The organism is Actinomadura sp. KC216, assembly GCF_004348535.1.
Taxonomy (GTDB): Bacteria; Actinomycetota; Actinomycetes; order Streptosporangiales; family Streptosporangiaceae; genus Spirillospora.
Genome location: NZ_SMJX01000154.1, coordinates 1 through 19,272 on the forward strand (window position 1 = coordinate 1; position 19,272 = coordinate 19,272).

General features: G+C 72.1%; 19 protein-coding genes. 11 read left to right on the forward strand and 8 right to left on the reverse strand.

Features of this window, described 5'->3' with window-relative positions:
• Positions 1 to 90: 90 nt before the first annotated feature.
• The gene (locus tag E1264_RS24645) at positions 91 to 1,407 is read right to left on the reverse strand and encodes a lysine 2,3-aminomutase (RefSeq protein ID WP_132177459.1); all 1,317 of its coding nucleotides are present in this window, start codon (positions 1,405 to 1,407) and stop codon (positions 91 to 93) included.
• A 340-nt stretch (positions 1,408 to 1,747) separates the two neighbouring features.
• On the opposite strand from E1264_RS24645, the gene E1264_RS24650 reads away from it, so the two are divergent.
• From E1264_RS24650 to argS, 6 genes are all read left to right on the forward strand, one after another.
• The gene (locus E1264_RS24650; RefSeq protein WP_243711144.1) at positions 1,748 to 2,458 is read left to right on the forward strand and encodes a DUF998 domain-containing protein; all 711 of its coding nucleotides are present in this window, start codon (positions 1,748 to 1,750) and stop codon (positions 2,456 to 2,458) included.
• Entirely contained in the window at positions 2,455 to 3,318 is an 864-nt protein-coding gene (locus E1264_RS24655; RefSeq protein WP_132177461.1) for an alpha/beta fold hydrolase, read from the forward strand. Before E1264_RS24650 ends, E1264_RS24655 begins: the two co-directional genes overlap by 4 nt.
• A complete protein-coding gene (locus E1264_RS24660; RefSeq protein ID WP_132177463.1) occupies positions 3,315 to 3,671 on the forward strand; it encodes a hypothetical protein in 357 nt (118 codons plus the stop codon). Before E1264_RS24655 ends, E1264_RS24660 begins: the two co-directional genes overlap by 4 nt.
• Before the next feature lie 82 nt (positions 3,672 to 3,753).
• Positions 3,754 to 4,212, forward strand: a complete 459-nt coding sequence (locus tag E1264_RS24665) for a hypothetical protein (protein ID WP_243711145.1) — start codon at positions 3,754 to 3,756, stop codon at positions 4,210 to 4,212.
• 148 nt (positions 4,213 to 4,360) lie between these two features.
• Entirely contained in the window at positions 4,361 to 5,506 is a 1,146-nt protein-coding gene (plsX, locus tag E1264_RS24670; RefSeq protein WP_165964351.1) for a phosphate acyltransferase PlsX, read from the forward strand.
• Positions 5,507 to 5,556: 50 nt separating this feature from the next.
• Complete coding sequence (gene argS, locus E1264_RS24675) at positions 5,557 to 7,302, forward strand: arginine--tRNA ligase (protein WP_132177465.1); 1,746 nt, start codon at positions 5,557 to 5,559, stop codon at positions 7,300 to 7,302.
• 184 nt (positions 7,303 to 7,486) lie between these two features.
• Here argS and E1264_RS24680 read toward each other — a convergent pair whose 3' ends face one another.
• The 6 genes from E1264_RS24680 to deoC all read right to left on the reverse strand — a co-directional run bounded on the left by E1264_RS24680 (position 7,487) and on the right by deoC (position 12,817).
• Positions 7,487 to 8,389: an LLM class flavin-dependent oxidoreductase gene (locus E1264_RS24680; protein ID WP_132177467.1), complete on the reverse strand. Its 903-nt coding sequence runs from the start codon at positions 8,387 to 8,389 to the stop codon at positions 7,487 to 7,489.
• Positions 8,386 to 8,631, reverse strand: a complete 246-nt coding sequence (locus E1264_RS24685) for a DUF2630 family protein (protein ID WP_132177469.1) — start codon at positions 8,629 to 8,631, stop codon at positions 8,386 to 8,388. The genes E1264_RS24680 and E1264_RS24685 overlap by 4 nt, the downstream gene beginning before the upstream one ends.
• 12 nt (positions 8,632 to 8,643) lie before the next feature.
• Positions 8,644 to 9,531: a hypothetical protein gene (locus tag E1264_RS24690; protein ID WP_132177471.1), complete on the reverse strand. Its 888-nt coding sequence runs from the start codon at positions 9,529 to 9,531 to the stop codon at positions 8,644 to 8,646.
• Positions 9,532 to 9,613: 82 nt separating this feature from the next.
• Entirely contained in the window at positions 9,614 to 10,468 is an 855-nt protein-coding gene (locus E1264_RS24695; RefSeq protein WP_132177473.1) for an aldehyde dehydrogenase family protein, read from the reverse strand.
• The gene (locus E1264_RS24700) at positions 10,461 to 11,891 is read right to left on the reverse strand and encodes an aldehyde dehydrogenase family protein (protein ID WP_132177475.1); all 1,431 of its coding nucleotides are present in this window, start codon (positions 11,889 to 11,891) and stop codon (positions 10,461 to 10,463) included. Before E1264_RS24700 ends, E1264_RS24695 begins: the two co-directional genes overlap by 8 nt.
• 2 nt (positions 11,892 to 11,893) lie before the next feature.
• Positions 11,894 to 12,817, reverse strand: a complete 924-nt coding sequence (gene deoC, locus E1264_RS24705; protein WP_132177493.1) for a deoxyribose-phosphate aldolase — start codon at positions 12,815 to 12,817, stop codon at positions 11,894 to 11,896.
• Between the two features lie 116 nt (positions 12,818 to 12,933).
• Here deoC and E1264_RS24710 point away from each other — a divergent pair, with 116 nt between their 5' ends.
• The 4 genes from E1264_RS24710 (at position 12,934) to E1264_RS24725 (ending at position 16,473) form a co-directional block, all read left to right on the forward strand.
• On the forward strand, positions 12,934 to 13,338 hold the full coding sequence (locus tag E1264_RS24710) for a GntR family transcriptional regulator (RefSeq protein WP_207936136.1): 405 nt from the start codon (positions 12,934 to 12,936) through the stop codon (positions 13,336 to 13,338).
• Positions 13,335 to 14,216 carry an ABC transporter ATP-binding protein gene (locus E1264_RS24715; RefSeq protein ID WP_132177477.1) on the forward strand — a complete coding sequence of 294 codons (882 nt, stop codon included), beginning with the start codon at positions 13,335 to 13,337 and terminating at the stop codon, positions 14,214 to 14,216. The genes E1264_RS24710 and E1264_RS24715 overlap by 4 nt, the downstream gene beginning before the upstream one ends.
• Positions 14,213 to 15,277, forward strand: coding sequence for an ABC transporter permease subunit (locus E1264_RS24720; RefSeq protein WP_132177479.1), 1,065 nt, complete (start codon positions 14,213 to 14,215; stop codon positions 15,275 to 15,277). Before E1264_RS24715 ends, E1264_RS24720 begins: the two co-directional genes overlap by 4 nt.
• 140 nt (positions 15,278 to 15,417) lie before the next feature.
• Positions 15,418 to 16,473: an ABC transporter permease subunit gene (locus E1264_RS24725; protein ID WP_132177481.1), complete on the forward strand. Its 1,056-nt coding sequence runs from the start codon at positions 15,418 to 15,420 to the stop codon at positions 16,471 to 16,473.
• Here E1264_RS24725 and E1264_RS24730 read toward each other — a convergent pair.
• Positions 16,470 to 17,228: an IclR family transcriptional regulator gene (locus E1264_RS24730; RefSeq protein WP_132177483.1), complete on the reverse strand. Its 759-nt coding sequence runs from the start codon at positions 17,226 to 17,228 to the stop codon at positions 16,470 to 16,472. The genes E1264_RS24725 and E1264_RS24730 overlap by 4 nt on opposite strands.
• Positions 17,229 to 17,383: 155 nt before the next feature.
• Between E1264_RS24730 and E1264_RS24735 the strand changes: the two genes are divergently transcribed.
• On the forward strand, positions 17,384 to 19,272 hold a 1,889-nt coding region (locus E1264_RS24735; RefSeq protein ID WP_132177485.1), incomplete at its 3' end, for an acyl-CoA dehydrogenase family protein.

The window sequence follows — 19,272 nt, forward strand, 5'->3', positions numbered from 1 at the left end:
GCCACGGCCGTCCCGTCCCCGGCACCCGCCCGCCGCTCGCTGCGGTGACGGCGTGCCCGGCCTCGGGTGCGGCCGGGCGCGCCGTCCGCGTCACTGCTGCCAGGGGAACCTGTCGGCGAAGGCCGGTTTGAGGTCGTCGAGCCAGACCGCGTCGGGGTCGTACTGGGCGAAGAACGGCTTGCCGACCAGGTCGGCGTCGCGGCACTGGATGAAGTGGAGCGCGATGGCCCTCTCGCCGTGGACGTCGACGACGCCGTCCACGCAGACCTTGCCCGGCGTGGCCGACATGGACGGGCCGCGGACCGTCCGCGACAGCCCGGAGACGTTCTTGTAGGCGTCGCGGAAGATCTCGTACGCGCGGACGAGCGGGACGGCGAAGTAGTCCTGCGGGCCCGTGTCGCGCTCCACGAACAGGTAGTACGGGACGAGCCCCATCCGGGTCTGGACGCGCCACATGGTCTCCCAGGTCCCGGCGTCGTCGTTGATCGTCCGGATGACGGGGGACTGGGTGCGGATGACCGCGCCGGTGTCGCGGATGCGGCGGCACGCCTCGGTGACGATGAGCGGTTCGAGCTCGCGCGGGTGCGTGAAGTGCGCCATGAACGCGAGGTTCTTGCCCGACTCGACGACCTGCTCGAACAGCCGGAGCATGTCGTCGGCGTCCGGGTCGGTGACGAACTTCTGCGGCCAGTACGCCAGGGACTTGGTGCCGATCCGGATGGATTCGAGCTGCTCCAGGTCCAGCAGCGGCTCGACGTAGCGGCGCAGCACCGGCTCGCCCATGATCATGGCGTCGCCGCCGGTGAACAGGACGCTCGTCACCTCGGGGTGCTGGACGAGGTAGTCGCGCAGGGCGGTGACGTCGTCACCGGCCATCTTGAGGTCGGGCTCGCCGACGAACTGGGCCCACCGGAAGCAGTAGGTGCAGTAGGCGTGGCATGTCTGCCCCTGCTTGGGGAAGTACAGGACGGTCTCGTCGTACTTGTGCTGCAACCCGGGGATCTTGCCATCGCCGAAGTTCGGGATGTTCAGTTCCATCTGCCCGGCGGGGTGCGGGTTCAGCCGCATCCGCACCGCGTGGGCGGCGGCGTCGATCTCGGCCTTGGGCGCCTCGCGGCGCAGGAGGTCGGACAGGTGCGCGACGTCCGCCGCCGGGAGCATGTCCTCCTGCGGGAAGACCAGCCGGTAGATCGGGTCGTCGGGCGCTGCCGACCAGTCGATGAGCTCCTCGATGACGTAGGCGTTCGTGCGGAACGGCAGCACGGTCGCCACCGCCCGGGTCGCGAGCCGCTGCGCGGGCGACAGCCCCGCGCGAGCGGTGAGCTCGTCGAGGTGCTTCGCCGTGAAGGCGCGGAACTTGCGACCTGTGGATCGCACTGCGGGAGCCGCGTCGTTCACCAGTGTCACGTGTTGGTACTCCTTGCTGTCAGCGGGGAGGCGCACCCCTGGGATGCATCGTCACGGACCGTGATCAGAAATGCTCAGGACACCCCCCATTCAACCGTTTGAGAGCGGTTTATACCGAATTGATGCCCCCTGCCCGGTAAGACAAAGCCTGGTCAAGGACCTTCCAGACAAATCGCCTCGACATCATCGTTGACGTTCCGCCCCTAGTACAACGACAACGGCCCGTGAACTTCTGAGTCACGAGACTCTGCGGACCCGATCCCGTCCTCCCGTCACGCCACGTCGCGATCTTCGGAAATACTGGGCGGGCCGGGAGAACCGAACGGCGGGAGGGGGCCTCGTGAACGATGGACCGGGCGCCGTCCCCGCCCGCGTGGCCGCCCTGGCCGCCGTGGCGGCGCTCACCTACGCGACGTTCCTCCTGGAGATCCCGCTCAGCCTCGACGTCGGCAGCGGCTACGTGAGCGAGCTGTCCGCCGCCGACCAGCCGTACAACACCGTCTACGGAGGCGGCGACTTCATCACCGGCGTGCTGGCGATCATCGTCGCGGCCGAGGCGCTCCGCAGGCTCCGGCGCAGGGCCCTCGCCACCGCCGGATGGACGTTCCTCGCCCTGTTCGGCGCCTGCGCCGTCGGCGACGCGGCCTTCCCCCTGGACTGCGCGCCCAGCCGGGCCACCTGGTGCGCCCTGCGGGAACGCTCGGCGCAGGTGTCGTTCTCCCACGAGTTCCACGCGGTGACGAGCGGCGGCGTCGTCATCTGCGGGGTGGCCGCGCTGCTGCTCCTGTCCCTGGCCGCCCGCCGGTACGGATGGTGGCCCGCCCTCGCCCGCTGGGGCCTGCCGCTCGCGCTGGCGGAGGCCGTGCTCGCGCTGGCCATGATGGCGGCGATGTTCACCGGGCAGTGGCTCGGGATCGTGCAGCGCATACAGGTCGGCGCCCTGTGCCTGGGGCTCCTCCTCATCGCGCGGGCGCTGCACGCCGACCGGCGCGGCGCGGCGCACGCCGCAGGGCCCGCCCCCATGGTGGCCGGAGACGAGGCGCGGGTGTGACCGAGATCGTGAACGCGGACGGGCAGCGGGTGCACGTCGTCGAGTCCGGGCCGGTGGACGGGGTTCCGCTGCTGCTGGCGGCCGGGCTCGGCGGCGCCTGGTTCGACTGGGCCCCGACCGTCGAGCGGCTCCGGGACGAGTACCGCGTCATCGCCTACGACCGTCCCGGGCTCGGCCTCAGCCCGGCGGCGGCCGCACGGCCCACGCTGCTGCGCGACACCTGGATCATGGAGGCGCTGGCGGAACGGGTGGAACGGCCGGTGATCGTCCTCGCGCACTCGATGGCCGCGTTCGCCGCCGAGGCCCTGGCCCGGCTGCGTCCCGAACACGTCCTCGGCATGGTGCTGGTCGATCCGAGCCACGAGCGCACCCGGCTCCCGCCGGTCCCCGTCGGCGCGGCGCTGACACCGCTGGCCACGGCGACCGGAGCCGTCCTCGGCGCCACCCGGCTCGCCGGGGTCGCCGGGCCGCTCGCCCGCCGGCTGATCCTGCGCCGCACGAGCCGCCGCGGCGACACCGTCCCGGACGAGGTCGTCCGCTCGGTGTACCGGCGCGGGACGGTGCTCGGCACGGTCATCGCCGAGGAGATCGCCTACCGGGAGATGGCCGCGCGGCTGGCGTGGCTGCGCCGGCGGTACTCGTTCCCGCCCATCCCCCTGCTGGTCGTGACCGCGCTCGGGGACGTCCGCGGCCCGCGCGGAAAGCGCGCCTGGGCCGAAGGCCACGAGCGGCTGGCGAAGCTGAGCCCGAACGGGACCCGCGTCGAACTCCCGGACGCCCTGCACATGGTCCCGCTCGACCGGCCCGACGTGCTCGCCGACGCGGTCGCCAGGATCCACCGCGCATCGGAGGTCAGGTGAGAGGGATTCCGGCCGTCTTTCTTGTTCTGCTCACGGTCACCGGCTGCGACATGGCGCAGGGGATCTCCGAGGGGGCCTACCGCAACGCCGTCAGCGACGGCGTCGAGGACGAGCTCAAGGGCCAGGGCATCGAGCTGCAAGACCGTCCCCTGTGCACGACTCAGCAGGGCGGCGGCGACTCGGTGGTGCGGGTCAGGTGCACGGCCCTGACCCGGACGAGCGAACCGGTCACCGTCCACGGTGTCGCCTATGAGGCGCACACCGTCCGTCCACGCGAGTCTTACGTCGTCACCGTCGCCGGACGCGAAGTGCTGCGCAAGGACTGCCTCTCCCAAGGCTGCGGAAGGCGCTGACAAGGCAACGAATCCGCATACGGAACGGAAAAACGCAAACACCCAGCGCATATGCCCCCGCACTGTCGGTGATGTTGCGGGTGTGGAGATACGTCGCAAGGCCGTGGAGATGAGCCGCCGGATCATGGGGCGGGTCACGGGCACCGGCCGCAAGAAGGCCCTGATCCTGGGTTCCGCCGCGCTGCTCGTGCTCGCCCTGGTGGGCGGCGGTGTCGCGTTCGTGGCGACCGGCGGCGAGGACCTCAAGTACCAGACGCAGTCCGCGCTGCGCAAGGCGATGCCCGCGACGGCGGCGGCCGAGCTGCAGGAGCGCGGCGTGACGCTGGCGTCCCCGCTGAAGTGCGAGGACCTGCCCGGATGGACGAAGACGAAGATGCGCGTGTCGTGCAGCGGGACGACGTCCGACAAGAAGCCGGTCGAGGTGCTCGGCAGCGGCGAGCAGGAGACGAGCAAGAGCTACTACACGATCCTCGTCGACGGGCAACCGGTCGTGGAGAACGCGCCGTGCCTGGGCGCCGACTGCAACACGCAGGACGGCTGACCGGCACCGCGGCGGGCCCGCCAAGCCGAGGGTGACGATCGCCACCTCCGGCCCGGTGCCGTCAAGACGGGTGAGGGAACGTCCTACGATGCGATGAGCTGCGCCATCACGACGCATCGCATTTCCCTTCACCCCTCCTGGAGCGGCCATGACCGGCACTGGGACGACGGTGCCTCACCCCGGGGCGACCGTGCGTCCGCTGCCGATCGCCGTCGACACGATGGGCGGCGACCACGCCCCCGCGGAGATCATCGCAGGTGCGGTGGACGCGTCCCGGGAGCACGGCGTCCGGCTGGTGCTCGTCGGGCAGGCCCCGCGGATCCGCCGGGAGCTCGACCGGCACGGCTTCATGGGCAAGATCCCGATCGTGCACGCCGACGAGGCCCTGGACATGGGCGAGGGCGCGCTGGCGAGCTGGCGCAAGCCCCGCTCGTCCATCGCGATCGCGTGCCATCTGATCAAGCAGGGGCGGGCGTCGGCGCTGGTGTCGGCGGGCGGCACCGCCGGGGTGGTGGCGACGTCGCGGCTGCGGCTGAAGGGCCAGCAGGGCGTGATGCGCCCCGCGATCGCGGTGACGCTGCCGACCCGCCCGCGCCCGACGATCCTGCTCGACGCGGGCGCCACCACGGACGTCAAGCCGGAGGGGCTCGTCCAGTACGCGGCGCTCGGCACCGCGTACGCGCAGATCCTGCTGGGGCTGGACCGGCCCACGGTCGGGCTCCTCAACATCGGCGCCGAGCCCGGCAAGGGCGGCAAGCTGACGAAGCGCGCCCACGAGCTGCTCGCCGGGGGCAGCCACGGCATCGAGTTCGCGGGCAACGTCGAGGGCCACGACCTGCTCAGCGGGAGCGTGGACGTCGTCGTCACCGACGGGTTCACCGGCAACATCGCGCTCAAGACCATGGAGGGCACGATCCGGACCGCGTTCGACGAGGTCCGCGAGGCGATGGCGGGCGGCGCGGCGGCGCGCCTCGGCGCGCTGCTCCAGCGCCGCCGCCTCCAGGACCTCCGGGACCGCCTCGACCCCGACACCTACGGCGGCGGCGTCCTGCTCGGCCTGAACGGCACGGTCGTGATCGCGCACGGCGCCTCGCAGGCCCGCGCGATCACCTCGGCGTGCGAGCTGGCGCACCGGCTCGCCGCCGGGCGGATCGTCGAGCGGATCCGCGAGCAGGTCGCGCTGACCCGCACGTCCAGGTTCGGCCGCCGGACGCACGCCGACCGCGACGGCGCCGAGACGGCCCTCAAGGAACCGGACGCGGCCGAGGCCAACGAGCCCCCGGCCAGCGCCTAGGGCGGGAAAACCGTGTCAGGGTGCGGGCGGGACGCCGATAGCCTTGGACCATGCCCGATCCGCAACACGTACTCGCCGCCCGGGTCCAGGCCGCGCTCGGCGCCGCCTTCGGACCGTCGTACGCGGACGCCGACCCGGTCATCCGGCCGTCGTCGTTCGCCGACCTTCAGGCCAACGTGGCGCTGCCGCTGGCCAAGAAGCTGGGGCGGCGGCCGCGAGACGTGGCGGAGGAGATCGTCGCGAACCTCGACACCGGGGACGTCGTGTCGGCCGTGGAGGTCAGCGGCCCGGGCTTCATCAACCTGACGCTCAGCGACGGCTGGATCGCCGCCGAGGCGCAGCGGGCGCTGTACGACGAGCGGCTCGGCGTCCCGGCCGCCGACAAGCCGCAGAAGGTCGTCGTCGAGTACTCCTCGCCGAACGTGGCGAAGGAGATGCACGTCGGCCATCTGCGGACCACGATCGTCGGCGACGCGATCGCCCGCGTCCTGGCGTTCCTCGGGCACGACGTCGTCCGCGACAACCATGTCGGCGACTGGGGCACCCCGTTCGGGATGCTGATCGAGCACCTGCTCGACTTCGGCGAGGACGCCGCCGCGCGGGGCGACTCGTCCGTCAGCGACCTGACCGCGTTCTACCAGGCCGCCCGGCAGAAGTTCGACGGCGACGAGGCGTTCGCCGACCGGTCCCGGAGCCGGGTCGTGGCGCTCCAGGCGGGCGACCCGGAGACCATGCGGCTCTGGAACCTCCTCGTGGACGTGTCCAAGCGGTACTTCAACGCCGTCTACGGGCAGCTCGGCGTCACGCTCACCGACGACGACATCAAGGGCGAGAGCTTCTACAACGACCTGCTCGCGCCGACCGTCCGGGAGCTGGAGGAGAAGGGCATCGCGGTGATCAGCGACGGGGCGCTGTGCGCGTTCCCGCCCGGGTTCACCGGCCGCGAGGGCGAGCCCCTGCCCGTGATCATCCGCAAGAGCGACGGCGGCTACAACTACTCCACCACCGACCTCGCGACGATCCGGTACCGGGTCGACACCGAGCACGTCGACCGGATGATCTACGTGGTCGGCGCGACGCAGGCGCTGCACTTCCAGATGGTGTTCGCGGTCGCGCGGATGGCAGGCTGGCTGGGCGACGACGTGCAGGCCGAGCACGCGCAGATCGGCAGCGTCCTCGGCACCGACGGCAAGCTCCTGCGGACCCGGGCGGGCCGCACCGTCAAGCTGTCGGAGCTGCTGGACGAGGCCGTCGAGCGGGCCGGTGCCGCGTTCGACGAGATCCAGCACGACGAGCCGTTCGACGCCGCCGACCGGGTCGCGATCGTCCGGGACGTGGGCATGGGCGCGGTGAAGTACGCCGACCTGTCGGTGGCGCGCGACAGCGAGTACACCTTCGACTTCGACCGGATGATCTCGTTCCACGGCAAGACCGGCCCGTACCTGCAGTACGCCACGGCACGGATCCGGTCGATCTTCCGGAAGGGCGGCGTCGCCCCGGAGGACGCGACCGGCCCGATCGTCCTCGGCCACCCGGCCGAGCGGGCGCTGGCGCTGGAGCTGCTCGGGTTCGGCGCCGCCGTGCAGCAGGCCGCCGACACCGCCGAGCCGCACCGGCTGGCGAACTACGTCTTCGCGGTCGCGGACGCCTACACGACCTTCTACGAGAACTGCCCGGTCCTGAAGGCCCCGGACGAGGCGACCAAGGCGTCCCGCCTGGCCCTGTGCGCGGCGACCCTGCGCACACTCGTCACCGGCCTCGACCTCCTAGGCGTCCCCACCCCCGAACGCATGTAGAGCTGTGTCCGCCCAGGGGGGCGACCCCCTGGAACCCCCGTCACGAGCCGGTCGATCCTCACGCCACGGTGCCGGTGCGCTGTGACCGTGCGGGTCGGTGACGTGGCGCTCCGGTCGCCCGGCTCGCCGGGCATGCGCGCTCCGCTCGCAGCCCTCGCTCCACGCGCCTGCCCGTACCCCCGGCTCAGGCCCGTAGCGGCAGGCCGCGTTCGCGGGCGATCTCCTCGCGGACGGCCGGGACGACCTCCAGGGCGAACTCGGCCATCTGCTCCGGGCGGCCGCCGAACAGGAACGCGTCGACGCGGTGGCCGATCGCCAGCTCGGTCAGCTCGTAGATCCACTGGCGCGGCGGGCCGTGCAGGAAGCTCCGCGCGTCCCGCGCGTCCAGGGATCCTTCGAGGACGTAGACGCGGCGGATCTCGTCGGGATCGCGGCCCGCGGCCGCGGCGGCGTCGTCTAGGCGGCGCTGGCCGTCCGCGAGCCGTTTCGGCGGGACGAGGGACGACGGCGCGATCCAGCCGTCGGCGACGCGTCCGGCCAGGTCGATGCCGCGCTGCCCGGTGACGCCCAGCCAGATGCCGATCGGGTGGACGGGCGCCGGGCCGGCCTGCAGCGCCGTGAACCCGTAGTGCTCGCCCTGGAACCGGAGCCCGCTCTGGTCGGTCCAGTGCAGCCGGATGATCCGCACGGCCTCCTCGAGCGCGCGCCGCGCCGCCGCCGCGCTCGCGGGCCGCGCGCCGCCGTACGCCTCGACGCCGTCCCAGGACGTGCCCGCGCCGAGGCCGAGCTCGACGCGGCCGCCGCTGAGCCGGTCCATCGTCGCGACCGCCTTCGCCAGGACGGCGGGCGGCCGCAGCGGCAGGCACGCCACCGCGGGCAGCACCCGGATCCTGGACGTCGCGGCGAGCGCGGCCGCCACCAGCGTGAGCGCGTCGGCGGTGTCGCGCCGGTACGGCCGGTCGCGGACGCCGAGGAGGTCGAGACCGAACCGGTCCGCCTCCTGGGCGGTGCGCAGCAGCGGGACGGACGCGTCCGGCGCGAGGGACACCCCGAACCGCAGCGGCCCGCGCCCGCTCGCGGGCGTCACTGCAGGTAGCCTTCGACCTCGTCCGGTGGCCTGACGTCCTCGCCGCGCGGGTCCTCACCGGCCTCCAGCCGGGCCCGGCGGCGGCGCAGCAGGTCCCAGCACTGGTCGAGCGCGACCTCCAGCGACTCCAGCCGCCGGTGCTCCTCCTCGCGGCCGAGCTCGCGGCGCTGGTAGCGCTCGCGGAGCCGCTGCTCCTCGCCGACGTACTCGTTGATGCGCGCGAGGATGTCGTTCTCGTCCATCGCCGGTCGGCCTCAGCGCCGGCCGGAGCCGGTGAGCCCGCTGAGGAACCCGCCGTCCGTCCGCGTCGAGTGCTGGATCGAGTTGGACTTCGGCTCGACCATCGGCGCCGCGGCGGGCGCGGTCGCGGCGGCGTTGCGGGCCGCGTCCACGGCTCGGCCGGCGGGCGACTTGCGGGACGTGCCGGACTTGGCGCTCGTCCGCGTGCCGGACCGCTTCGCGGTGCCCGCCTTGGTGCTCGCCGTCGTCCGCGACGACGTGGACTTGCGGGCCGCCGACGTCCGCGACTTCGGCGCGGTCTTCTTGGCCGTGCCGCTCTTCGACGCGGTGGTCTTGCGCGCCGTGGAGCCCGTCCGCGCCGAGGCCGTCGACTTGGACCGGCTGGACGCCGCCGACGCCGACTTGCGCGCCGTGCCCGACTTGGACGCCGTGCTCTTCTTCGCCGCCGTGCTCCGGGTCCCCGTGGACCGGGACGTCGTGGACTTGGCCGTCGTGGTGATGACCTTCGCGGCGGCGTCCATCGCCTTGGCGGCGTCGGACATCGCCTTGGTGGCGCTGGTCATGGCCTTGGTCATCGCCGTCATGGCCTTCGCCGACGACGAGGCCTTGGTCGCCACCGACTTCATCTGCGTCGCGGCGGTCTTGGCCTGGCTCGCGGCCTTGGTGACGCGGGTCGCGGCCGCCGACGACGACCGGCTGGACGCGGCCGTCGACCGCTTCGCCGTGCCGCTCTTGGCCGCCGTGCTCTTGGTGGTGCCGCGCTTGGCGGCGGCCGTCCGGCCGGTCGCCGTCGTCCGGGTGGACGACTTCGCGGCCGACGTGCGCTTGGCCGCCGGCTTGCGGGTCGTGGTGGATTTGCTGGCTGATGTGCTCTTCGTACGTGACGCCGTCTTGGTAGGCACTGATCTCCCCCCAGTGATGATCAGTTACGGGGAGGTCTATTCCACACTTTGTGACGCTCTACACACGCGGAGTCATATCAGCTCAGAGGCCCACGGGATGCCAGACGGTCTTGGTCTCCAGGAACGCTGTCAGGCGGGCGGTTCCGGGCTCGTCCGTCCAGGTGTCGTCTCGCGGCCGCAGGACGCGCTTCAGGTTCTCGGCCGCCTGGCCTTCCAGGTCGGGGACGTCGTCGCCGGGGGCTCCGGTGAGGTCGATGCCGTTGACGTCCATGTGGGACGCGAGCCACGGCGCGATCTCGCTCCGCCGCCCGGTGAGGACGTTCACGACCCCGCCGGGCAGGTCGGACGTCGCCAGCACCTCCGCCAGCGTGATCGACGGCAGCGGCGAGGGTTCGGACGCGACGGCCACGCACGTGTTCCCCGACACGATCACCGGGGCGACCACGGACACGAGCCCGAGCAGCGGCGAGTCGGGCGCGATGACGGCGACGACACCGGCCGGTTCGGGCGTGGAGAAGTTGAAGAACGGCCCCGACACCGGGTTCGACGCGCCCGCCACGGCCGAGAGCTTGTCGGCCCATCCGGCGTACCAGACCCACCGGTCGATGGCCGCGTCCACCTCCGCCGCCGCGCCGCTCTTGGACGCGCCCGCCCGCCGGACCTCGTCCGCGAACTGGTCGCGGCGGCCCTCCAGCATCTCCGCGACGCGGTACAGGATCTGGCCCCGGTTGTAGGCGGTCCGCCCGGACCAGCCGGGGAACGCCTTGCGGGCGGCGGTGACGGCGTCGCGGGCGTCCTTGCGGGACGCCTGCGAGGCGTTCGCCACGAACCGTCCCTTGGCGTCGGTCACCGCGTACGACCTGCCGGACTCGGACCGGGGGAACGCGCCCCCGATGAACAGCTTGTACGTCTTGCGCACGGCCAGCCGCTCAGGCATCGAGGTAGCCCTCCAGTCCGTGGCGTCCGCCCTCGCGGCCGAACCCCGATTCCTTGTAGCCGCCGAACGGGGAGGCCGGGTCGAACTTGTTGAAGGTGTTGGCCCACACGACCCCGGCGCGCAGCCGCTGCGCGGTCCAGAGGATCTGCGAGCCCTTCTCCGTCCAGACGCCGGCCGACAGCCCGTACGGGGTGTTGTTGGCCTTGGTCACGGCCTCGTCGGGCGTCCGGAACGTCAGCACCGACAGGACGGGCCCGAAGATCTCCTCCCGCGCGATCCGGTGCGACTGGGCGACGCCGGTGAACACGGTCGGCGCGAACCAGAACCCCTGCGCGGGCAGCTCGCACGGCGGTGACCAGGCGTCGGCGCCCTCGGCCTCCCCCGCCGCCGACAGCTCGCGAATCTTGGCGAGCTGCTCGGCCGAGTTGATCGCCCCGATGTCGGTGTTCTTGTCGAGCGGGTCGCCGACCCGCAGCGTCGCCATGCGCGCCTTCAGCCGCTCCAGAACCTCGTCCGCGACCGATTCCTGGACGAGCAGCCGCGACCCCGCGCAGCACACGTGCCCCTGGTTGAAGAAGATCCCGTTGACGATGCCCTCGACGGCCTGGTCGAGCGCGGCGTCCGCGTAGACGATGTTGGCGGCCTTGCCGCCGAGCTCCAGCGTCAGCTTCTTCCCGGTGCCCGCGAGGACGCGGGCGATCTGCCGTCCGACCTCGGTGGACCCGGTGAACGCGACCTTGTCGACGCCGCCGTGCGCGACGAGCGCGCGGCCGGTCTCCCCCGCGCCGGTGATGATGTTGACGACGCCGGGCGGCAGCTCCGCCTGGCGGCAGATGTCGGCGAACAGCAGCGCGGTCAGCGGCGTCGTCTCGGCGGGCTTCAGCACGACCGTGTTCCCGCAGGCCAGCGCGGGCGCGATCTTCCACGCCAGCATCAGCAGCGGGAAGTTCCACGGGATGACCTGCGCGGCGACGCCGACCGGCTTGGGGTCGGGCCCGAATCCGGCGTACTGGAGCTTGTCGGCCCATCCGGCGTAGTAGAAGAACCATGCCGCGACCAGCGGGACGTCCACGTCCCGCGACTCGCGGATGGGCTTGCCGTTGTCGATCGACTCCAGCACGGCCAGCTCGCGCGAGCGCTCCTGGATGATCCGGGCGATGCGGTACAGGTATTTGGCGCGTTCCCGTCCGGGCATCGGGCCCCAGACGGTGTCGAAAGCGGTCCTCGCGGCCGCGACGGCGCGGTCGACGTCCGTCCCGTCGGCGCAGGCGACGTCGGCCAGGACGGTCTCGTCCGCCGGGTTGATCGACTTGAAGGGCTCGCCGTGACCGTCCGTGAACTCGCCGTTGATGAACAGCCCGTACGAGGCGCGGATGTCGACGACCGACCGCGACTCCGGCGCGGGCGCGTACTCGAAAACCATGATCAGTCCAACGTGAAGTAGTCGGGACCGGAATACACGCCCGTGGCCAGCTTGCGGCGCTGCATCAGCAGGTCGTTCAGCAGGCTCGACGCGCCGAGCCTGAACCATTCGGGCGTCAGCCAGTCGGGCCCGGCGGTCTCGTTGACCAGCACCAGGTACCGGATCGCGTCCTTGGTGGTGCGGATGCCGCCCGCCGGTTTGACGCCGACCTGGCGTCCGGTCCGGGCCCGGTAGTCGCGGACGGCCTCCAGCATCACCAGCGTGACCGGCAGCGTCGCCGCCGGGGACACCTTGCCCGTCGAGGTCTTGATGAAGTCGGCCCCGGCCCGCATCGCCAGCCACGACGCCCGCCGGACGTTGTCGAGCGTGGCGAGCTCGCCGGTCTCCAGGATCACCTTCAGATGCGCCGTCCCGCACGCCTCCTTGACCGCGGTGATCTCGTCGAAGACCTTCCCGACGTCGCCCGCCAGGAACGCGCCCCGGTCGATGACCATGTCGATCTCGGCGGCGCCCGCCGCGACCGCCGCCCGGGTGTCGGCCAGCTTGGCCTCCAGCGGCGCCCGGCCGGACGGGAACGACGTCGCGACGCTCGCCACCCCGATGCCCGTGCCCTCCAGGGACCGGACGGCGACGTCCACCAGGTCCGAGTACACGCACACGGCCGCCACCTTCGGCACCGACCCGTCGGACGGATCGGGACGGGCGGCCTTCGCGCACAGCGCCCGGACCTTGCCCGGCGTGTCCGCGCCCTCCAGCGTGGTGAGGTCGACCATCGAGATGGCCAGGTCGATGGCCTCGGCCTTCGCGGTCGTCTTGATGGACCGGGTCGCCAGCCGCGCGGCCCGCTCCTCGGCGCCGACCTGGTCGACGCCCGGCAGCCCGTTCAGGAAGGCGCGCAGCTCAGCGGCGCCGTTCAGCGTCGTCATCGACGCGGTCTCCGTTGACACGCTCCCAGCATCGCCGAACCGCGCCCCCGGCACAAAACGGATGTCCGTTGACAGCCGCCAGTGCCATACAGCTAAAGTACTAACATGATAGTTCAATGGAGGTTGCGGTGATCGAGTTCCATCTGGACTCCGGCTCAGGGGTATCGCCGTACATGCAGCTCGTCCAGCAGGTGAAGCACGCGCTGCGGCTCGACCTGCTCCAGGAGGGCGAGCAGCTCCCCACCGTCAAAGACGTGGTCGCGCAGCTCGCGATCAACCCGAACACCGTGCTCAAGGCGTACCGGGAGCTGGAGCGCGAGGGGCTCGTCGCGCCGCGCCCCGGCCTCGGGACGTTCGTGACGCGCACGCTGGCGGGCGAGTCGCTCGCCGCACACGGCCCGCTCCGCAAGGACCTGGAGCGCTGGCTCACCAAGGCCCGGCTCGCCGGGATGGACGACGAGAGCATCGAGGCGCTGTTCATGACGACCTTTCGGTCCGCCCGTCAGGAGGAAATAGCATGACCACAGCGCTTGAAGCCCAAGGGCTCGGCAAGAAGTACGGGCAGCGGTCGGCGCTGTCCGACTGCACGCTCGACATCCCGGCAGGGCGGGTCGTCGGCCTCGTCGGCCCGAACGGGGCCGGAAAGACGACGCTGCTGAACCTGGCCGTCGGTCAGATCCGGCCGACCGCGGGCAGCATCCGGGTGCTCGGAGGCCGCCCGGCGGAGGGTCCCGCGCAGCTCGCCAAAGTCGGATACGTCGCCCAGGACACCCCTACCTACGCCGGCCTGAGCATCGCCGACCATCTCAAGCTCGGCGCGCGGCTGAACCCCACGTGGGACGACGCCCTCGCCCGCGAGCGCATCTCGCGCCTCCGCCTCGACCCCGCGCACAAGGCCGGGAAGCTGTCCGGGGGGCAGCGCGCCCAGCTCGCCCTCACGCTCGGCATCGCCAAGCGCCCCGAGCTGCTGATCCTGGACGAGCCCGTCGCCGCGCTCGACCCGCTCGCCCGCCGCGAGTTCCTCCAGGGCCTCATGGAGGCCGCCGTGGAGCACTCGCTCAGCGTCGTGCTGTCCTCCCACCTGGTCTCCGACCTGGAACGGACGTGCGACTACCTGATCGTGCTGGTGGACTCCCGCGTCCGGGTGGCCGGGGACGTCGACGACCTGCTCGCCAGCCACCACCGGCTGACAGGGCCGCGCCGCGACCCGTCCAGCCTGCCCGCCGACCAGCACGTCGTGTCCGAGAGCCACACCGACCGGCAGAGCACCCTCATCGTCCGCACGGACGCCCCGATCCACGACCCCGCGTGGACGGTCGGGCAGGTCGGGCTGGAAGACCTCGTCCTCGCCTACATGAGCGCCCAAGAGGCGCGTCCCGCATTGGAGGCCGTCCGATGATCTGGCTGACGTTGCGGCAGTTCCGCGTCCAGGCCGCGGTGGTGTTCGGCGGGCTCGCCGTCCTCGCCGCCGCCCTGCTGATCACCGGCCCCGGCCTGGAGGACGACTACAACAGCGGAATCGCGGCCTGCGGCGCGGCGGGCGACTGCTCGCGGTTCTACCGGTCCTTCTTCATCGACCACCAGTACTACTTCGGCGGGCTGCTCGCCGTCGTCGTGTTCCTCCCGGGCATCATCGGGGTGTTCTGGGGCGCGCCGCTCATCACCCGCGAGCTGGAGCACGGCACGCACCGGCTCGTCTGGAACCAGAGCATCACCCGGACCCGCTGGCTGGCCGCCAAACTCGGGCTCGTCGGGCTGGCCGCTGTGGCCGCCGCGGCGGTCTCGGTGGTCGCCGTGGAGTGGTGGTCCGACCCGATCGACGAGACGGCGGTCAATGCCACCACGATCAACGGCATCGCGCGCGTCACGCCGCTCGTCTTCGCGGCGCGCGGGATCGCCCCGCTCGGCTACGCGGCGTTCGCGTTCGCGCTCGGCGTCACGGTCGGCGTGCTCGTCCGCCGGACCCTGCCCGCCATGACGATCACGCTGGTCGTGTTCGCCGCCGTACAGATCCTGATGCCGCTGTTCGTCCGGCCCCACCTGGTCTCGCCCGTGAGCAGAACCGTCGAGATCACGGCGGACAACCACGGGGACTTCATGCTGGACCACGCCTCGGGGGAGCCGCGCCTGCAGGTGGAGGTGGACCCGGAACGAGGAGCCTGGACGATCACGAACAACACGGTCGACAGGTCCGGGAACACGGTCAGCGAGATCGGGTTGCCCAAGAGCGCCGGGAGCCCGTGCGACCCGCCGGGCCCGGATCAGCAGGGCGGACCTCCCACGGGCCCGCCGCAGAAGTGCTTCGACTACATCAAGGAGCAGGGATACCGGCAGAAGGTCGTCTACCACCCCGACAGTCACTTCTGGGCGCTGCAGCGGGCCGAGACGGGACTGTTCGCCGTCCTCGCCCTGGGGCTGACGGGTTTCTGCTTCTACTGGACGCGCCGCCGCCTCTCCTAGCCGAAAGCGTCGGGGCGCGTCCTGGCCCGTGAGGGTCAGGACGCGCTCAAGACGCTCGGTGCCGAAACCAAAGCACTCAATTCCATGGAGGTTGCGGTGATCGAGTCCCCACTGGCTCGCCCCGGGCGCGAGGCCGTCCGATGATCTGGCTGACGCTGCGGCAGTTCCGCGTCCAGGCCGCGGTGGTGTTCGGCCTGCTCGCCGTCCTCACCGCCGCGCTCCTCGCCACCGGGCCCGGCCTGGCGGACGAGTACGACAGCGGCCTCGCCGCCTGCGGCGCGGGAGGCGACTGCACGCAGTTCACGCGGCTCTTCTTCAACGACCACCAGAACCAGCTCGTCCTGCTGGTCGGCGTCGTCCTGTTCCTCCCGGGCATCATCGGGGTCTTCTGGGGCGCGCCGCTCATCACCCGCGAGATCGAACACGGCACGCACCGTCTCGTCTGGACCCAGAGCATCACCCGGACCCGCTGGCTGGCCGCCAAGCTCGGGCTCGTCGGCCTGGCCGCCGTGGTCGCCGCGGGGCTCGCGGTGCTCGCCGTGAGCTGGTGGTCCGATCCCATCGACCAGGCGGCGGCGAGCACCAGCGCCGCCCGCGTCACGCCCGTCGTCTTCATGGCGCGCGGTGTCGTCCCGATCGGGTACGCGGCGTTCGCGTTCGCGCTCGGCGTCAGCGTCGGCATCCTCGTCCGCCGCACCCTCCCGGCCATGGCGATCACGCTGGTGGCCTTCGTCGCCGTCCAGGTCGCGGTGCCGATGCTCGTCCGGCCCCACCTCGTTCCGCCGGTGACCAGGACCGTCGTGATCACGGCGGACAACCGCGGGGAGATGCTGCTGCGCAAGGGTGAGGACGGCCGCCTGAGCCTCCTGGTCCAGGCGGAGGGGGAGCAGGCGTCCTGGACGCTGGAGAACGCGACGGTCGACTCGTCCGGGCGGAAGCTCGACGAGGTCCTGCTGACCGGTGCCGGCGCGTCCGCGTGCGAGGCGCGGCCACCGGCGCCGAACGGCGAACCGCCCGACGGCCCGCCCCAGGCATGCTTCGACTTCATCAAGCAGCAGGGATACAGGCAGACGGTCGTCTACCACCCCGCCGATCATTTCTGGCCGCTGCAGCGGGCCGAGACCGGGCTGTTCGCCGTCCTCACCCTGGGGCTGACGGGCTTCTGCTTCTACTGGACGCGCCGCCGCCTGTCCTAGACGGACAGGGTCAGGGCGCGCTGGAGGCGCTCGGCGCCGGCGCGCAGCCGGTGCGCCGACCGCTCGATCCTGGGCAGCCTGCCCGGGCGGCAGGACACGGCGAGCGCGCCGAGGACGGCGCCGCTCGCGTCCGTGACCGGGACGGCGGCGCAGCCGGTGCCGAGCGCGTACTCCTCGCGGTCGAGCACCAGCCCGCCGCACGCGTCGAGCGAGCGGATCAGCCGCCCGGGCTCGGTGATGGTGTGCGGGGTCAGGTCGGCGAGCGGATGCCGGGACAGGTAGTCGCGGCGGCGCTCGTCGTCGAACTGGCTCAGCACGCACTTGCCGAGCGCGGTGGCGTGCGCGGCGTCCTCGAAGCCGACCCACAGGTCGACGCGCGGGGTGCGCGGGCCGTCGGCGACGTCGATGAGTCGGATCTCGTCGTCGATGTGCATGCTGAAGTAGGCGGCGGCGCCGACCTCGTCCCGCAGCGTGATCAGGGCCGGGCGGACGGCGGCGAGCAGCCGCTGCGCCCGGCTCCGCCCGTGCAGGGCCTCGACGCGGTCGCCGAGCACCCAGGCGCCGTCCGGCAGCCGGGTCGCGTAGCCCTCGTACGCGAGCGTGCGCAGCAGGTGGTAGGTGGTCGCGAGCGGGAGCCTGGCCTCGCGGGCGAGCAGCTTCGCGGGCGCTCCGCTCGGGTGGGACGCCACCGCCTCCATCAGACGCAGGGCACGCTGCACCGAGGCGATGAGCGTCGGCTTGCGTGGCTCACTCATCACGGACAGCGAACCCCTCCGTCCTGGTCCGGTCAAGGGCTTCGGTGACAGTCCAGCCCATTGGATCATTTCCGCTGTCCGGCGGGACAGTGTTTCCCGATCCCGCCACGGGAAAGGCCGTGCTCATGTAGAAGCCACTCCGGCAAGGAGCACGCATGAGCCAGACGCAGCGGGCGCGCGGGCACGTCGACGAGCGGACGGCCCGGAAGGTCGCCGAGGAGGCGCGCGAAGCCGAATGGCGGCTGCCGAGCTTCGGCAAGCAGCTCTTCCTCGGCGATTTCCGGCTGGACCTCGTCCATCCGCATCCCCGTCCCGGCGCGGAGGCGCGGCGCAAGGGCGAGGAGTTCCTGGCCGCGCTGACCGAGTTCTGCGCCACCAGGATCGACCCGGCGGCAATCGAGCGGGACTCGCGCATCCCGGACGACGTCGTCGCGGGCCTGCGGGACCTCGGCGCGCTCGGCATGAAGATCCCGGAGAAGCACGGCGGGCTCGGGCTCAGCCAGCTCTACTACGGCCGCGCGCTGATGATCGTCGGCTCCGTGAACCCGGCGCTCGCCGCGCTGCTGTCGGCGCACCAGTCCATCGGCGTCCCGCAGCCGGTGAAGCTGTTCGGGACGCGCGAGCAGAAGGACGAGTGGCTGCCGCGCTGCGCCCGCCAGGTCAGCGCGTTCCTGCTGACCGAGCCCGACGTCGGCTCCGACCCGGCCCGCCTCCGCGCCACCGCCGTCCCGGACGGGGACGACTACGTCCTCGACGGCGTCAAGCTGTGGACGACGAACGGCGTCATCGCCGACCTGGTCGTCGTCATGGCCCGCGTCCCCAAGTCGGAGGGCCATCGCGGCGGGATCTCCGCGTTCATCGTGGACATGGCCACGCCCGGCATCACGGTCGAGAACCGCAACGCGTTCATGGGCCTGCGCGGCATCGAGAACGGCGTCACCCGCTTCCACAACGTCCGCGTCCCGAAGGCCAACCTGATCGGCGCCGAGGGCGCGGGCCTGAAGATCGCGCTGACCACCCTCAACACCGGACGCCTGTCCCTCCCCGCGATCTGCGCGGCGAGCGGCAAATGGGCGACCAGGATCGCGCGCGAATGGTCACGCGAACGAGTGCAGTGGGGCCGCCCGGTCGGCGAGCACGAGGCCGTCTCCCGCAAGATCGCGTTCATCGCGGCGACCGCGTACGCGATGGAGGCGATGCTCGACCTGTCCGGCCAGCTCGCCGACGACGAGCGCAACGACATCCGCATCGAGGCCGCGCTCGCGAAGCTCTGGACCTCCGAGATGGCGTGCCGCGCCGCCGACGAGCTGATCCAGCTGCGCGGCGGCCGCGGCTACGAGACCGCCGAGTCCCTCGCCGCCCGCGGCGAGCGCGGCGTGCCCGCCGAGCAGGTGCTCCGCGACCTGCGCATCAACCGGATCTTCGAGGGCTCCACCGAGATCATGCACCTGCTGATCGCGCGGGAGGCGGTCGACGCGCACCTGTCTGTGGCGGGCGACATCATCGACCCGGACGCGTCCACCGGCCAGAAGGCGCGGGCGGCGGCCAAGGCCGGCGGCTTCTACGCCCGCTGGCTCCCGACCCTGGTCACCGGCGCCGGGCACCGCCCGTCCTCCTACGGAGAGTTCGGCCCCCTCGCCCGCCACCTCCGCTACGTCGAGCGCGCGTCCCGCAAGCTCGCCAGGTCCATCTTCTACGCGGCCGGACGCTGGCAGGGCGGCCTCGAACACCGGCAGGGCTTCCTCGGCCGCATGGTCGACATCGGCGCCGAGCTGTTCGCGATGAGCGCGGTCTGCGTCCGCGCCCACGCCGACGCGTCCGGCGAAGGCCCCCTCGCCTCGGACGGCACGGCCCCGGGCATGTCGGCCGTCCGCCTCGCCGACGCGTTCTGCCGCCAGTCACGCGTCCGCGTCGAGGAGCTGTTCGACGGCCTGTGGCGCAACACCGACGCGCTGGACGTGAAGCTGGCCCGCTCCGTCCTGTCCGGCGACTTCACCTGGCTGGAGGAGGGCGTCCTGGACCCGTCCATCCCCGGCCCCTGGAT

Coding starts and splice junctions, on each gene's coding strand:
- E1264_RS24710 (WP_207936136.1), top strand. CDS start 12,934: ATGGAGGTTGCGGTGATCGAGTTCCATCTGGACTCCGGCTCAGGGGTA.
- deoC (WP_132177493.1), bottom strand. CDS start 12,817: ATGACGACGCTGAACGGCGCCGCTGAGCTGCGCGCCTTCCTGAACGGG.
- E1264_RS24700 (WP_132177475.1), bottom strand. CDS start 11,891: ATGGTTTTCGAGTACGCGCCCGCGCCGGAGTCGCGGTCGGTCGTCGAC.
- E1264_RS24685 (WP_132177469.1), bottom strand. CDS start 8,631: ATGGACGAGAACGACATCCTCGCGCGCATCAACGAGTACGTCGGCGAG.
- E1264_RS24720 (WP_132177479.1), top strand. CDS start 14,213: ATGATCTGGCTGACGTTGCGGCAGTTCCGCGTCCAGGCCGCGGTGGTG.
- plsX (WP_165964351.1), top strand. CDS start 4,361: ATGACCGGCACTGGGACGACGGTGCCTCACCCCGGGGCGACCGTGCGT.
- E1264_RS24725 (WP_132177481.1), top strand. CDS start 15,418: ATGATCTGGCTGACGCTGCGGCAGTTCCGCGTCCAGGCCGCGGTGGTG.
- E1264_RS24730 (WP_132177483.1), bottom strand. CDS start 17,228: ATGAGTGAGCCACGCAAGCCGACGCTCATCGCCTCGGTGCAGCGTGCC.
- E1264_RS24695 (WP_132177473.1), bottom strand. CDS start 10,468: ATGCCTGAGCGGCTGGCCGTGCGCAAGACGTACAAGCTGTTCATCGGG.
- E1264_RS24715 (WP_132177477.1), top strand. CDS start 13,335: ATGACCACAGCGCTTGAAGCCCAAGGGCTCGGCAAGAAGTACGGGCAG.
- argS (WP_132177465.1), top strand. CDS start 5,557: ATGCCCGATCCGCAACACGTACTCGCCGCCCGGGTCCAGGCCGCGCTC.